At 68.1% G+C, this 14,623-nt stretch carries 11 protein-coding genes; 2 read left to right on the top strand and 9 right to left on the bottom strand.

Annotated features, from left to right (window positions below; translation table 11 throughout):
- Positions 1 to 14: 14 nt before the first annotated feature.
- The 7 genes from F0U60_RS38375 to F0U60_RS38345 all read right to left on the bottom strand — a co-directional run bounded on the left by F0U60_RS38375 (position 15) and on the right by F0U60_RS38345 (position 9,506).
- Complete coding sequence (locus F0U60_RS38375; protein ID WP_395807110.1) at positions 15 to 1,664, bottom strand: bifunctional metallophosphatase/5'-nucleotidase; 1,650 nt, start codon at positions 1,662 to 1,664, stop codon at positions 15 to 17.
- A gap of 129 nt (positions 1,665 to 1,793) precedes the next feature.
- Positions 1,794 to 2,540, bottom strand: a complete 747-nt coding sequence (locus tag F0U60_RS38370) for an MBL fold metallo-hydrolase (RefSeq protein WP_395807108.1) — start codon at positions 2,538 to 2,540, stop codon at positions 1,794 to 1,796.
- A complete protein-coding gene (gene coaD / locus F0U60_RS38365) occupies positions 2,537 to 3,037 on the bottom strand; it encodes a pantetheine-phosphate adenylyltransferase (RefSeq protein ID WP_395825643.1) in 501 nt (166 codons plus the stop codon). The genes F0U60_RS38370 and coaD overlap by 4 nt, the downstream gene beginning before the upstream one ends.
- A complete protein-coding gene (locus tag F0U60_RS38360) occupies positions 3,037 to 4,284 on the bottom strand; it encodes an MFS transporter (RefSeq protein WP_395807106.1) in 1,248 nt (415 codons plus the stop codon). The genes coaD and F0U60_RS38360 overlap by 1 nt, the downstream gene beginning before the upstream one ends.
- Positions 4,281 to 4,886, bottom strand: coding sequence for a TetR/AcrR family transcriptional regulator (locus tag F0U60_RS38355; protein ID WP_395807105.1), 606 nt, complete (start codon positions 4,884 to 4,886; stop codon positions 4,281 to 4,283). Before F0U60_RS38355 ends, F0U60_RS38360 begins: the two co-directional genes overlap by 4 nt.
- A 248-nt stretch (positions 4,887 to 5,134) precedes the next feature.
- Positions 5,135 to 7,159, bottom strand: a complete 2,025-nt coding sequence (locus tag F0U60_RS38350) for a WD40/YVTN/BNR-like repeat-containing protein (protein WP_395807103.1) — start codon at positions 7,157 to 7,159, stop codon at positions 5,135 to 5,137.
- A gap of 103 nt (positions 7,160 to 7,262) precedes the next feature.
- Positions 7,263 to 9,506, bottom strand: a complete 2,244-nt coding sequence (locus F0U60_RS38345; protein WP_395807101.1) for a WD40/YVTN/BNR-like repeat-containing protein — start codon at positions 9,504 to 9,506, stop codon at positions 7,263 to 7,265.
- A 280-nt stretch (positions 9,507 to 9,786) separates the two neighbouring features.
- Here F0U60_RS38345 and F0U60_RS38340 point away from each other — a divergent pair, with 280 nt between their 5' ends.
- On the top strand, positions 9,787 to 10,392 hold the full coding sequence (locus F0U60_RS38340; protein WP_395825640.1) for an MEDS domain-containing protein: 606 nt from the start codon (positions 9,787 to 9,789) through the stop codon (positions 10,390 to 10,392).
- Positions 10,393 to 10,410: 18 nt separating this feature from the next.
- Positions 10,411 to 13,047, top strand: coding sequence for an ATP-binding protein (locus tag F0U60_RS38335; protein WP_395807099.1), 2,637 nt, complete (start codon positions 10,411 to 10,413; stop codon positions 13,045 to 13,047).
- Here the strand turns inward: F0U60_RS38335 and F0U60_RS38330 are convergent.
- Positions 13,041 to 13,604, bottom strand: a complete 564-nt coding sequence (locus F0U60_RS38330) for an adenine phosphoribosyltransferase (RefSeq protein ID WP_395807097.1) — start codon at positions 13,602 to 13,604, stop codon at positions 13,041 to 13,043. The two genes, F0U60_RS38335 and F0U60_RS38330, sit on opposite strands and share 7 nt — an antisense overlap.
- The gene (locus tag F0U60_RS38325; RefSeq protein WP_395807094.1) at positions 13,601 to 14,587 is read right to left on the bottom strand and encodes a 2-hydroxyacid dehydrogenase; all 987 of its coding nucleotides are present in this window, start codon (positions 14,585 to 14,587) and stop codon (positions 13,601 to 13,603) included. Before F0U60_RS38325 ends, F0U60_RS38330 begins: the two co-directional genes overlap by 4 nt.
- Positions 14,588 to 14,623: the final 36 nt, after the last annotated feature.

Here is a 14,623-nt window from a genome sequence, read left to right as displayed (position 1 = left end):
CGTAATGGACGCGCCTAGTGTGCCGCCTGGGCCGCGGCCGTGGGGCAGGTGGGGGCGTTCGGGTCGTCCGCCTTCGCCAGGTCTCGCGAGCCACCGCGCAGCCGCTCGATGCGACCGTACGTGACCGGGGAAATCGCTTCGGTGGAGGCGAAGGCGTCACGCAGCACGTCCTGCGTGGTCTTCCCCTTCTGGGGCGACACCCGGTACTTCGCGCCCTTGAACATGGTGTACCCGTCACCGCCCTCGGCCATGTACGAGTTGGTGGCGAGCGTGTACGTCCGCTTCGGATCGAGCGGCTCGCCATTCACGGTGACGCGCACGATGCGGTCACCCGCGGGCCGGCAGATGTCGAAGGCGTAGTGGATGCCGGAGACCTGGGGGAAGCGGCCCGGGTCGGCCTCCTCGGCGCTGCGGCTGACGCCCTGCTCGAGCGCCTGGCGCAGCACCGCGCCCGTGACCTCGATGCTCACCACCGAGCCCGGATAGGGGTGAATGGCCAGCACGTCGCGCCGCAGGAGCGGACCGGGCCTCAGCACCGAGTCCGAGCGGATGGAGCCTCCGTTGATGAGCGCCACCTCCGCGCCGGTGGCCTTGCGGTAGGCGTCCGCGACGAAGGAGGCCAGGTTCGTCTCACGGGTGCGGTTGGCCTCCTCGCTGGCATCCAGGGCCACGGCGGTGCGGCCCACGGGCTGGGAGAGCTCGGCCGTCAGCGCGTCGTACTCGCGCATGGCGGTGGCGAAGGCCGGATCCTCCGGAACCTCGGGCGTGAGCGGCAGCACGTCGAAGTCCATGCTCTTGAGCTTGTGGCTCCGGGTGCCCACGTGCAGGGTGACACGCCCCAACTCCCGCGCCTCGGACGACATCTTCACGATGGGCGTGCCGTTGGACACCGCCTGCATCATCACGTGCTCGTGGCCCCCGATGATGAGATCAATGGGCGCACAGCGGGCGAGCACCTTGTCCTCGGCCACGAACAGGTGGGTGAGCCCGATGATGATCTGCGCGCCCTGCTTGCGCATCTGCGGCACCAGCTCGCGCGCCTTGGCGCACGTGTCCGTGAAGTACACGTCCGGGCCAGGCTTGGAGCTGTACTTCGTCTTGCCCAACAGCACCCCGAAGATGCCCACCTTCACGCCGCCCACGTCGCGGATGACGAAGGGCGGGGTGTCGCCGAAGGTGCGGCCCGTCTTCTTGTCCATCACGTTGGCGCCCAGCCAGGTGAAGTGGGACTCCTTCATGCGCTGGCGCATCACGTCGGGGCCGAAGTCGAACTCGTGATTGCCCAGCACCGCGTAATCCAGACCGAGCGCGTTCCACGCGTCGATCATCTGCTTGCCCTTGTGGAAGGTGGACTCCACAGAGGGCCCCAGCGTGTCACCGGCCATCAGGAACAGCGTGTTCGGGGACTCGGCGAGGACTTGCTTGCGCAGCGTGGACAGCCGCCCCAGACCGCCACGCGCTCCGAAGTCCACCGGGGTGAACTGGTACACGTCGTTGACGTGCAGCAGCGTGAGGGTGACGGTGGGCTCGTCATCCTGCGAGGACTCAGCAGCCGCGCTCGCGACGGGCGCTGGCGCGCTCCCCGACATCGAGGCACAACCAGCGAGGAGCAGGGCAGCCAGGGTGGAGGCCAGTGGGCTCGGCAGGCGGGACGGATGGGACATGGGATGTTCGTTGGGGCTGCGAATCTCCCACGTCCGGCGCGCGCGTGCATCTTTCGCGTGACGCACACGTGACTCGCCGTGGCAGCAGGGTCGGAGCAGGGCACCGTCCGACCGCTCGGTAGGTCAGCGCTAAACCGTGTAGCGGCGCCCCTGCGCGAGCGGCTCGATATTGCTCGCCTGGAGGTCGAAGTCATCCGGGTAGTGAATGAGCCGCATCTTTGCTCGCAGCGGCGCGGGCAACGCGGCCAGCTTCGCGTAGGGCGTGTGCACGCCGTAGTTCGTCTCGTGCACCACGAGGTCCGCTTCGGAGAGCCAGGAGATGAGGCCCTCGTCGTAGGCGGTGTCCGCGCTGTAGCCCAGGCAGCGGCCTCCCGCACGGATGCGCAGGGCCGTGGTGGGGACGTGGTGGTACGTCATGCGGCTCTCGATGGAGAAGGGCCCGAATTGCACGGGCGCCTCGGTGGAGAGCGCGAGGGGCTCGAAGTAGTCCTCGAAGCCGTGGCGTTCGGGCTCGCCTCCGGGCTTGCGGATGAGATCTTCCATGCCTGCGGCGAGGTGGCCCTCCCAGAGTCGGCGTGTCACGTCCGGATGGGCGAGCAGCCGCAGCTTCCGCTTCAGCACGAAGAAGGAGAAGTAGCCAAGCCCCTCCACGCCCGAGCTGTGGTCCGCATGCAGGTGGGTGAGGACGAGGCCCGACACCCGGTCCGCATCCAGCTCCACGCCCGAGGAGAGGCTGGCCTCGCGCATCATCTTGCGGATGGGGTGCGGACAGTCCAGGAGCAACACCTGGCCCTCGGCCTCGAGCGTCAGGCACGAGGAGTAGTGCAGCGCGGAGAAGGCATCCCCCACACCGAGGGTGACGAAGGACAGGCTCATTGTGGACTCCGGTGGGCGGTGGGGTTCATTCGTTGGCGCAGCTTCGCCGCGACTGCGGGCGGGCAGAAGTCTGAAACGTCCTCGCCGCGCTCCAGCTTCTCCTTGAGTGCGCTGCTGCTCACCGTGGCGAGGTGGGCCTCGGCGGGGAGGAACAGCGTGGCCAGGTCTGGCGCGAGGGCACGGTTGGCCTGGGCCAGTGTCGTCTCGAACTGGGCGTCCGTGGCGCCTCGCACTCCGCGCAGCAGCACACTCGCGCCGATGGCCCGTGCGTAGTCCACGATGAGCCCCTCGGTGCTGGACACGGAGACGTTGGGGTGGAGCGCCACCGCCTCGCGCAGCAGCTCCACGCGCTCGGCCACGGTGAAGAGGGTGCGCTTGTCGGGGTTGATGGCCACCACCACGACGACGTGGCCGAAGAGCCGCGCGGCCTGGCGGATGACGGAGAGGTGCCCGGCGGTCACCGGGTCGAAGCTGCCGGCATAGACGGCGATGGTCATCACGACACCTCCGGTTGTCCTCCGGACACGAGCGTCCGGGGCGGGTGAAAGGTGAGCGCTACCCAGGCCACTGCCGCGGCGCACAGGGCCGCCGCGAGCGTGAAGTGCCACGCGTAGCCGAGCGTCTGGGCGCTGAATCCACTCACGGCCGCGGCGCCTCCGGTGGCCAGCACGACGAGCGAGGCCTGCACCGTGTAGTCGGACGCGGCGTGCTCTGGGCGGCAGATATCCATCATCACGGTGAAGAGGGCCGCGGTGGCCATGCCGCTCGTGAGGTGCTCCACGCCGCAGACAATTGCGAGCACCGGAAGGGAGGTGGCTCCCTGCGCGGCCAGTGCGTAGAGGAGCACTGCGCCCGCCTGCAGGGTGCCGAAGACGAGCAGCGCGCGCCGCTGTCCCAGCCGGTTGACGAGCGCCCCACCGACGAGCGCGCCGAGCAGCCCCGTGGTGAAGCCCACGAACCCGAGCATCCAGCCCACCTGCGACAGGCTCAGCCCCTCGTCGACCAGGAAGGTGCGCAGCATTCCCGTCGCCAGGTGCTCACCCGCCTTGAAGAGGACGAGCAGGGTGAACCACGTGCCCGCGCCGGGGCGGCGCACCCAGTACAGCAGGGACTCGCCGAGCCAGCGCCCCATGCGCACGTGCTCGCCTCGGGGGGCGGGGGAGGGGGGCTCTCGGAAGAGCGCCACCGGCACCGTGGCCACGAGCAGCAGCAGGCCCAGACTCAGCAGGGTGGGGCGCCAGCCCAGCGCGTCGAAGAGGATGAGCATCAGCCCGCCACCAAGAATCATCCCCACCCGATAGCCAGCCACCTGTACGCCGTTGCCCCAGCCGAGCTCCTTCGGCTCAAGCAGGTCCACTGCGAGCCCGTCCGTGGCCACGTCCTGCGTCGCCGCCAGCAGGTTGACGAGCAGCACAGCGACGAGGAGCGTCGTCACGCTCACGGTCCCCTCGGGAAGGGCGAGCCCCAGGAGCAGCGCCGCCGAGAGGACTTGCAGCGGGAGGATGTAGCCCCGCCGCCGTCCGAGTTTCTCCGAGCCGTAGCGATCCATCACCGGGGCCCAGAGGAACTTGAGCGCCCACGGCAGCGCGAGCAGGTGCGTGAGCCCGATGGCTGGCAACGACAGGCCCTGTTTGCGCAGCAGCACCGGGAGCGCCTGGGTGAAGAAGCCGAAGGGCAGCCCCTGCGACAGGTAGAGGCTCGTGAGCAGCCCGATCTTCAGCGGGGTCTTCATCGCGGCCTTCATGTGCCCTCCGAGGCGTCCGCCGCGTCGAGCAGCCCCGCAGCCATGCGCTTCATCGTGCTCGCGGCGGATCCCGGAGGGATGAGCCCCGGAGCCGCCGAGGCGAGGACGAAGTAGCCCTGCACCGCGGCGAAGAGGCCCGCCGCCACCGCGCGCGAGCGTCTGCGCCCGATGACCGTGGCGACCAGCTCCTCCAGGAACTCCAGGTCCGCGCGGACCACCTTCTCGTAGGCCGCGCGCACCTCAGGCTGCCGCACCGCTTCCGCGCTGATGGTCACCCACGCCGCCACCGAGGCTGGATCCGCGTCGTCACCCGTGGCCAGGTACGCATCGAGGAAGGCGTCCACCTGTGCTCGAGCGCCGCCCCTCACCCGCTCCACCCGCGCCTTCACCCGCTCGCGCACTCGCCCCGCGAGCTGCTCCACCAGCGTCAGGAGGATCTCCTGCTTCTCCGTGAAGTGGTAGTGCACCAGCCCCGGGCTCAGCCCCGCTGCCTTGGCGATCTCCGAGATGGACGCACGCTCGTAGCCGCGCTCCGCCATGACGCGCAGCAGCCCCTCGACGATCTGCTGCCGACGCTCCTCTGTATTCGATGGGCGGGCCATCCTCGGCTCCATTTATAGGTTGGTTGACCAACTTATATGGCCGCAGAGGCGTGGCGTCAACTCGAGTCCAGTTCCAGGTGGTGTCGGAGGGTTGACCAAATCCCCTCTCCCTTTGGGAGAGGGACGGGGTGAGGGTATCGGGTGAACCCGGGTTGGACCCCTGTGCTCACTGGGGGCCACGGGTTGAAGAACGGGTTCAGTTACCCTCACCCTGACCCTCTCCCACGGGGAGAGGGAAGAGAGCGGGTTCAGGGCTTGTGGAGGATGGCCGAGTCTCCCACGAGCCACAGGTCGGACGCGGAAGCGGCCCACAGCCCTCGCAGGGTGCGGCCGGTGCCGGCGTGCTCGGAGGTCCACTGCGAGCCGTCGTAGCGCAGCAGCGTGCCGTTCTCTCCCGTGGCCCACACCGAGGACGCGGAGGTACCCCAGAGCGCGGTCAGGTTGGTCGTGGTGCCGATCGTCGCCTTGGACCAAACAGTGCCGTCATAGTGCAGCAGCGTGCCGTTGTTTCCCACGGCCCAAATGTCCGAGGGCCCGCTGCCCCAGACTCCGTGGAGGGCCGTGCTGGTGCCGGAGTTCATCCTGGACCAGGCGCTGCCATCCCAGCGCACGATGGTGCCCGAGTCGCCCACGGCGATAGCCAGTGAGGGTCCTAGGACCCAGACGTCGTTGAGTGCCTTGCCCACGCCGGTGGGCTGGCAGGCCCAACCGGAGCCCGTGTTGTGCAGGGCCACTCCGGACTGGCCCACGGCCCAGACGTCCGTCTCCGAGCTGCCGTGCACTGCGAGCAGCCCCTGGGGATGCGAGGAGAGCTCCTCCGTGTAGCCCGTGCCATTCCACCGAGAGATGCGGTGGGAGCTGGTGTCGCTCCCGGAGGTGACGATCCAGACAGTGTTGGCCGAGGCCGCGTAGACACCCGAGGCCTGGCCGGAGCCGTAGCTGGGGAGCTGGTGCCAACCGCCACCATTCCAGTGCATCAATCGGGAACCCACTGCCCAGATGTGGGTGGCGCTGATGCCATGCACGTCCTGGAGACGGTCCTCCAGTGCGCGGGCTGGTGCCTGCTTGGACCATGCGCTGCCATTCCACCGCTCGACGTGACCATCCCCCCCCAACAGCCACACGTCATTCGGGCTGCTGCCCGCGAGCACTCCATCTCTGCCAGAGCCCACCTTCCTCCATCCCGTGCCGTTCCATTGGTAGCGCAGGCTCTCGCCCACGGTGAATAGCGAGGAGGCGTCGACGGAGTACACGTGGAAGAGCTGGTCGTCGATGCGGAGGGTCTCGGAGAGGCCGCTGGGCGTGACGCGGTAGACGACGCCGTAGTCGTTGCAGAAGAGGCAGGGGTCCTCGGAGGAGACAGCCCAGACGTCGTTGGGGCCCGAGCCCGTCACCTCGTAGAGGGGCAGGGAGGTGCCCGCGTCGATGGCCGCGAAGGTAGTGCCATCGTGGTGGCGCAAGGTTCCAGCGTTGCCCACCACCCAGACGTCATTCGGGCCACTGCCCCACACACTGTTGAGCTCTTGGGTGGTGTTCGAAGCCACGGAGTTGAAGCCGCTGCCCTGGTTGCGCAGCACGGTGCCGGCGCCTCCCACCGCCCAGATGTCAGCGGGGCCTGAGGCCCAAAGGGAAGAGAGGTTCTGGGTGGTGCCGGAAGAGACGGGAGAGAAGGCGGCGCCCGAGGAGTGCAGCACCGTGCCAGCGCTGCCCACGGTCCACACGTCCGTGGCGGACACGGCGTGCACGTCGCTGAGGGGGGTGGTTGTGCCGCTGGGCACAGGCATCCACTTCGTGCCGTTCCAGTGCTGGATGTGGCCGCCCTCGCCCACAGCCCAGCCGTCGTTCGTGGCGCGGAAGTGGGCTCCCTTCAGGGAGTTGCCGTGAGGAACGGGATACTCCCAGCACCAGCCGTTCTCGTTGCACCAGCGCTCGGATGTGGGGATGGCGCAGGAGTTGGCCCGGCCACGGCCACCGCATACCTCCGGAGCGGTGCACGTACCGCAGGAGAGCGTTCCTCCGCACCCGTTGGAGATCGTGCCGCAGTTGGCCTCGAGCTGCTCGCACGTCAGCGGCTGGCAGCCCGCGTCGGGAGAACTCCCCGCATCGGGAGTGCTACCTGCGTCCGGTCGAAGGACTTCACCCGGACGGGTGCAGACCTCGACAAAGGGTTCCTCGGGGGGCGTGCCCGAATCGGCGGGGTCCGAGGGAGACGAGGGCGGATCATCCCCGCAGGCTGGGAGCAAGGTGAGCGTGGCGAGAGCGAGCAGGAGCACGCTCCTGCGCTGGCCCTTGTGAGCTGCGCGTACTGAGAAGGCAGAGTCGGGTGTCATGGATTCAGCCAGGGAAAGGTTGTGGTTGAAGGGGGGGAGGTGGGCTTCAGGGCTTGTGGAGGATGGCGGAGTCGCCCATGAGCCACACATCGGACGCGGAGGCGGCCCACAGCCCATGCAGAGTGCGGAGGGTGCCCGTGCGCTCGGAGGTCCACTTCGTGCCGTCGAAGCGCAGCAGCGTTCCCTTGTCTCCCGTGGCCCACACCGCCGTCGGAGAGACGCCCCAGAGGGCGTTCAGGGGAACCGTGGTGCCGCTCGTCACGGGACTCCAGAGGGTGCCGTTGTAGCGCAGCAGCGTGCCGTTGGCGCCCGCGGCCCAGATGTCCTTGGGTCCGCTGCCCCAGACACTGTTGAGCGCCACGCTGGTGCCGGAGCTCATCGCGGACCAGGTGGTCCCGTTCCACATCTGGATGGTGCCCGCGCTGCCCACGGCAATGGCGAGCGACGGCCCATGGACCCAGACATCGTTGAGCGCCGCCGTTACACCCGTGGGCTGATGCGTCCAGCGGGTGCCATCGAAGTGAATGGCCTCGCCGGAGGTGCCCACGGCCCAGACGTCCGTCTCCGAGCTGCCATGCACCGCGAGCAGTCCCTGGGCGTTGGACTCGAGCTCCTTCACGAAGCTCGTCCCGTTCCAACGGTAGATATGGTTGTAGTTGCTGCTGCTGCTGCCGCCAGCGCTGTAGGAAGAGTCGAGGGTGACCATCCAGACCGCGGTGGGTGAAGCCGCGTAGACGCCACGGGTCTGGATGAACGACGAGTTGTAGGGGGCGGTCCGCTCCAACCAACCGCCGCCATTCCAGTTCTGTACCTGGCCTCCGCTCCCCACCGCCCACACGTTGTTCGCGGCGCTGCCGTGCACGTCCTGGACGTTCATCGACAAGCGGACCGGCGTCTGGATCGACCACTGCGTTCCGTTCCATCGCTCGACGTAGCCGTAGTCGTCCAGGAGCCACACATCGTTGGGGCTGCTGCTCGCGAGGATTCCTCCGCTTCGTCCCGAGATCGCGCGCCAGCCCGTGCCATTCCAGTGGTAGTGCGAGCCGTCACCGAAGGCGAATGCCGCGGAGGGGCCAGCGGAGTACACGTGGAAGAGCTGGTCGTCGATGCGGAGGCTCTCGGAGAGGCCGCCGGGCGTGACGCGGTAAACGATGCCGTAGTCGTTGCAGAAGAGGCAGGGGTCCTCGGAGGTGACGGTCCAGACGTCGTTGGGGCCCGAGCCCGTCACCTCGTAGAGGGGCAGGGAGGTGCCCGCGTCGATGGCCGCGAAGGTGGTGCCGTCGTGGTGACGCAAGGTGCCGCCATTCCCCACGACCCAGACATCGTTCGGGCCACTGCCCCATACGTCGTTGAGCTTTTGGGTGGTGCTCGAGGCCACGGGCTTGAAGCCGCTGCCCTGGTTGCGCAGCACCGTGCCAGCGTTGCCCACGGTCCAGACGTCATTCGACCCGGAAGCCCAGAGGGCACTGAGGTTCTGAGTGGTGCCGGAAGCGACGGGTGCGAAGGTGGCGCCCGAGGAGCGCAGCACGGTGCCGGTGCTGCCCACCGTCCACACGTCGGTGGCGGACACGGCGCGCACGTCACTCAGGTCGCTGGTCGTACCGCTGGGCACGCGCGTCCACTTCGTGCCGTCCCAGTGCTGGATGTGGCCGCCCTCTCCCACGGCCCAGCCGTCGTTGGCGGCACGGAAGTGGGCTCCCTTCAGCGCATACCCGTGCGGAAGCGGCGCCTCCCAGCACCAGCCGTCCTCGTTGCACCAGCGCTCGGACGCGGGGATGGCGCAGGTGTTGGCCTGACCACGACCACCGCACACCTCCGGGGCGGCGCACGTGCCGCAGGAGATGACGCCTCCGCAGCCATCGGGTGCGACGCCGCATTCACCTTCGGAGAGGTCGCATTGCTGACGTGGGGTGCAGCCGCACACGTTGGCCCTGCCTCCGCCGCCGCATGAGGTCGGCGCGGTGCAGCTTCCGCAGGAGAGCGTCCCTCCGCACCCGTCGGATACCTCGCCGCAATTGGTTCCGAGCTGCGCGCATGTGCGTGGGGTGCAGCCGCAGGTGTAGCTCTCGCCGCCACCGCCGCAAGTGGAGGGCGCGGTGCAGCTTCCACAGGACAGCGTTCCTCCACACCCATCGAAGGGGGTGCCGCAGGTGGCTCCCAGTTGCTCGCACGTCTTCGGGGCGCAGGGCTCTTCGTCGGGCTCGTCCCAGAAGACGGGGATGCAGCACCCGGTGAACAAGGTGATGGCGGCGATGGTGGCCGTCAGAAGGAATGTGACGCTGCGTGTCATGATCGCTCCCCCGGGTGCAGGACCGCTGCTGGACTCCCTCGGTGCCGCAAAAGCTCTCTTAAGCGCCCCTCGAGTGTGGAATTGCGAGCAATGAGCTCCGGTGGATCTCCCACCCCCCCAGATCCAGTTCGGGTGCCATGTTCCAGACACGCCGCTGTCGTTCAGCGGACGGCTCGAGGGCCCGTGCGGCCCCATTCCTTCGCGATGAGCGTATTTTCAGCGACAACGATTGCGTTGTCTTCCCGGGGGGATGGTCGTGAAAGAGACTGCCTTGAAGGAAGTGACCATTGCGGGAACCCGTCTCGAGCACTTCCATATCGCCGCGTTCTTCCGCTCGCGTGAGGAAGAGTTCGAGGTGCTCCGCTCCTATATCCGAGACGGAATCGACGCTGGCGAGAAGGCCGTCCACATCTGCGATCCCAACCAGAAACATGACCACCTGAGACGCCTCGAGGCGATGGGGGTGCCCACCAGCAACTGCCTGAGGACGGGGCAGCTCGAGGTGCTGGGGTGGAACGACGCCTACCTCAAGGAGGGTCGATTCGACGGCGATACGATGATGGCGCTCATCGAGGAGCTGGTGATGACGAGCCGGGCCGAGGGCTTCTCGCGCGTTCGGATGATGGGCCACATGGAGTGGGTGCTCGAGGAGCGGCCTGGAGTGGAGCGCTTCATCGACTACGAATCGCGCGTCAACCTCCTGCTCAACCGGCTGAAGCAGCCCGCGATCTGCGTCTACGATGTCAACCGGTTCAGTGGCGCGACCATCATGGACGTGCTGCGGTCCCACCCCTTCGCCCTCGTCGATGGAGTGGTCCGCGAGAACCCGTTCTATGTCCCGCCCAAGGTGCTTCTCGGTTCCTCGCCGACGAACGAACAAGACTGAGCCAGGAAGGTCGTCCACTTGATTCGCGAGGGGACAGTCTTCCGGCTTTCGGATCTCGCCGAGTTGGGAGCGCTCGCGCTTCGCCGACAGGTCAATGACCTGTTCGCGCTGCTCGAGCTGCCTTCCGTCTGGCAGGGCAGGGAACCGGGGGAGATCGCCGCGAGTGGTCTCGACGTCCTCGTTGACCTGCTCCGTCTCGACGTGGCCCTCCTGTGGCTCCAGGGTCCGGAGGGGGTCCTCGAGCACCGCTTTCCGGCGGAGCTGGATCGCGAGGCGCTCCTGTCCGTGGGGCGTGGTGCGAGCCCGGATTCGCCGGTGAGCTTCGAGCTGCCACGGCCGAACACCGTGGGCCGGAAAACCGTGCGCGTGATCGCGGTCTCGACACTGGGTGGGTCGGGCACGGTCATCGTCGGCTCGTGGCGCACGAACTTCCCCACCGCGCACGAGCGTCACCTGCTCCAGACGATCGCGAACCAGGTGGCGCTCGCGATGCAGTCGAGCCGTGAGGCGCGCGCGCGGCGTGAGCTCGCCGAGGAGCGGGGTCGCCTCGCCCGGGTGAACGCCGTGCTCGCGACGCTCCACGCCGTCTCGGATGAGCTTTCCCGTACCCATACCTTCCCACGAATCGCGGACGTGATCCTCTCCCGGGGATTGGCCGCCATGGGCGCCCACGCGGGGCTCATGTTCCTGGCGGATGAATCCGGGTCCGAGCTGAGGCTGCTCCGCAGTGTGGGCTACTCCGGGACGCTCCTGCGCGGCTACCAACGCATTCCGGCGAACGCCGACCTGCCGATCGCGGAGGCCTTTCGCCGGAAGCTTGGCGTCTTCCGAGGTGATGCACCTCCTCCCTCCAAGGGCTTCGCCGCCGTACCCCTGGTGGTCGGCGAGCAGTGTCTCGGCGTCCTCGGCTTCGGCTTCTCCGAGTCCCGACGCTTCGCGGATGATGAGCGTGCGTTCATCCATGCGATCGCCCAGCAAGCGGCACAGGCGTGTGAGCGCGCCCGGTTGCTCGAGGCCGAGCGGTGTGCCCGGCTCATCGCGGAAGCGAGGCAGCAGCGGGCGGATATCCTGTCGGAGGCGAGCGCCATCCTCGGCTCCTCGCTCGATCTGGGGATGTCCCTCACCCAGGTTGCCCACCTGTTGGTGCCGCTGTTGGGTGACTGGGTCGTGTTGCAGGTGGAGGAACGCTCACCGTCCGGTGTCGACGAGGTGAGGACGGTGGCCGTCCACCGCGACCCGGATCGGGTCGAGATGGCATGTGAGTTGGCCCGGTCCCTGCTCGCGACAGCGGACACGCCGCGATCGTGTGTCACGAACAACTCGGTCATCGTTCCGATCTCCGCTCGAGGCCGAGCCCTGGGGGCCATCGTGCTGGGCTCGGAGGACACGGGTCGTTACGACACCGAATCCCTGGAGCTCGTCGAGGAGCTGGGCTTTCGGGCGGGAGTGGCGCTCGACAACGCTCGCCTCTATCAAGAGTCGAGGGAGGCGGACCGCCGGAAGGACGAGTTCCTCGCGATGCTCGGTCATGAGCTCCGCAATCCGCTCGCGCCGATGATCACGGCGCTCCACCTGATGCGCATGAAGGAGGGGGGCGCCTTCGAGCGCGAGCGGACGATCATCTCGCGGCAGGTCGAACACCTCGTCCGCCTCGTGGATGACCTCCTCGACGTCTCGCGCATCACGCGCGGCAAGATCCAGCTCAAGCGAGGCTGCATCGAACTGATGACCGTCCTGGTCAAGGCCGTCGAGATGGCGAGTCCCCTGCTGGAGCAGCGGTCGCATCACCTGGAACTGCCCCAGGCGAGCGAACCTCTCTTCGTCGATGGAGATCCGGCCCGGCTCGCGCAAGTCGTGGCGAATCTCCTCAACAACGCCGCGAAGTACACGGAGCCCGGTGGGCGTATCGTCGTCACCACGACGTGTGAAGGAGGGCAGGCCGTGCTTCGGGTTCGGGACAACGGAGCGGGCATCGCCCCCGATGTGCTGCCGAAGGTCTTCGACATGTTCGTCCAGGAGGGTCGGTCACTGGACCGTTCCCAAGGGGGATTGGGGCTGGGCCTGGCGATCGTTCGCAGTTTGGTTGAGCTCCATGGCGGTACCGTCTCGGCGTGGAGTGAGGGCCTGGGCCGTGGGAGCGAGTTCGTGGTGCGTCTGCCGCTCGTCACGCCGCGCGCCTCAGCGGCTGACGAGCACCGGCGCCCTTCATCCGAAGCGTCCGTCCAAGGGGCGGCGCGCTCCGTGCGACTCCTGGTCGTGGACGACAACCGTGATGCGGCCGAGCTGCTCTCCGAGCTGCTGGACTCGAGGGGCTACGTCACGCGGATGGCCTTTGATGGTCCCGCTGGGCTTTCGGAGGCCAACGCGTTTCGACCGCACGTCGCGCTGTTGGATGTGGGCCTCCCGGTGATGGACGGTTACGAGCTCGCGTCGAGGATTCGCCAGGAGCCCGCTCTCGCGGGCATCAAGCTGGTTGCCGTCACCGGCTACGGTCAGGACTCCGACTGCCGCCGTGCGCTCGCGGCGGGGTTCGATGTGCACATGGTCAAACCCATCGACCCTGGCGAGGTGCTGCGTGTCATCCGAGACCTGGTGGGCGTTTCGGAGGATGCATCCCATGCTTCCCCTGAAGAAGGGGAGGGGCGGTCTCAATAGGAGATCAGCGCGCAGACCTTCTCGGGGCCCAGTCGCTCGCGCCCGGGCAGGAAGTCCAGCGAGATGAGGAAGCTGAAGCCCACCACCTCGCCTCCCAGCTTCGTCACCAGCTTCGCCGTGGCCTCCGCGGTGCCACCTGTGGCCAGCAGGTCGTCCACGATGAGCACCCGGTCCCCGCGGCCCACCGCGTCCTCGTGGAGCTGCAGTCCGTCATCGCCGTATTCCAGCGCGTAGCGCTCCGTCACCGTCTTGTAGGGCAGCTTCCCTGGCTTGCGCGCCGGCGCGAAGCCCGCGTGGAGCGCGAGGGCGACGGGCGCTCCCACCAGAAAGCCGCGCGCCTCCATGCCCACCACCTTGGTGATGTGCCGGCCGCGGAAGGGTGCCGCCATCGCGTTCACCACTCGCCCGAAGAGGTGCGGATCCGCCAGCACCGGCGTCACATCCTTGAAGAGGATTCCCGGCTTGGGGAAGTCCGGCACGTCGCGGATGCGTGCCTTCACGTCCTCGAGGAGGGTGGAGTCGTGGCCGGGAATGAACAGGGGGGAGTTGTTGCTCATGTGAAGAGCTCCGGGTTGACGCAGTGAGGTGGTTTTCGCCCTTCCAGCGCGGCGAGGAGATTGTCGACCGCCATGGAGGCCATGCGGCCTCGGGTGGCGTGGCTCGCGCTCGCGATGTGCGGAGCGAGCAAGACGTTGGGGAGCTTCAACAACGGGCTGTCCAACGGCAGTGGTTCCGGCTCCGTCACATCCAACGCAGCGCCGCCCAGGTGTCCGCTCGCCAGCGCCTCGGCCAGGGCGGCCGGGTCCACCACCGCCCCTCGTGCCGTGTTCACCAGGAGCGCCCCCGGCTTCATCGCTGCGAAGTCCGCCCGTCCCAGCCAGTGCCGGGTTTCAACATTCAGGGGGACGTGCAGCGAGACGAAGTCCGACTCGGCCAGCAGCGTGGCCTTGTCCACGCGCGTGAGCCCTAGCTCCGCCTCCAGGTCCGGCCGAGCCCGGCGGTTGACGTACAGGACCCTCATCCCGAAGCCACGCGCCCGCCGGGCCATCGCCGCGCCAATCGCGCCCAGTCCCACGAGTCCCAGCGTCGCCCCGTGCACGTCCGTCCCCAGCAGCAGGCCGGGCTCCCACGTCCTCCACTGGCCCGTGCGCACGTACGCATCTGCTTCCGCCACGCGCCGCGCCAGCCCCATCAACAGGGCGAAGGCGAAGTCCGCCGTCGTCTCTGTGAGCACCCCGGGCGTGTTTCCCACCGGGATGCGCCGCGCTGTGCACGCCGCCACGTCGATGTTGTCGTAGCCCACGGCCACGTTGCTGACGGCTCGCAGGCGAGGGGCTCCTTCGAGGAGGGGCTCGTCCACCCGGTCGGTCAGCAGGGTGATAAGCCCCTCTACTTCCCGGGTTTCTGCCAGCAGCACTTCCCGTGGGGGAGGTAGCTGTTCTTCCCACACTCTGAGTGAGACCTGAGCGGCCAGCCGGGCGAGGGCGTCGCCGGGAAGTTGTCGCGTGACGAAAACTCGGGGCCGTGTGGGGCGTTCCATTTCGACTGCCGATGCTCGCACACCCGCGAGCCGTGC

It is taken from the genome of Archangium minus (assembly GCF_044360475.1).
GTDB lineage: Bacteria > Myxococcota > Myxococcia > Myxococcales > Myxococcaceae > Archangium > Archangium minus.
Note: the sequence above shows the minus strand (reverse complement) of the source record. Positions and strands in the feature narration are given on the sequence as shown.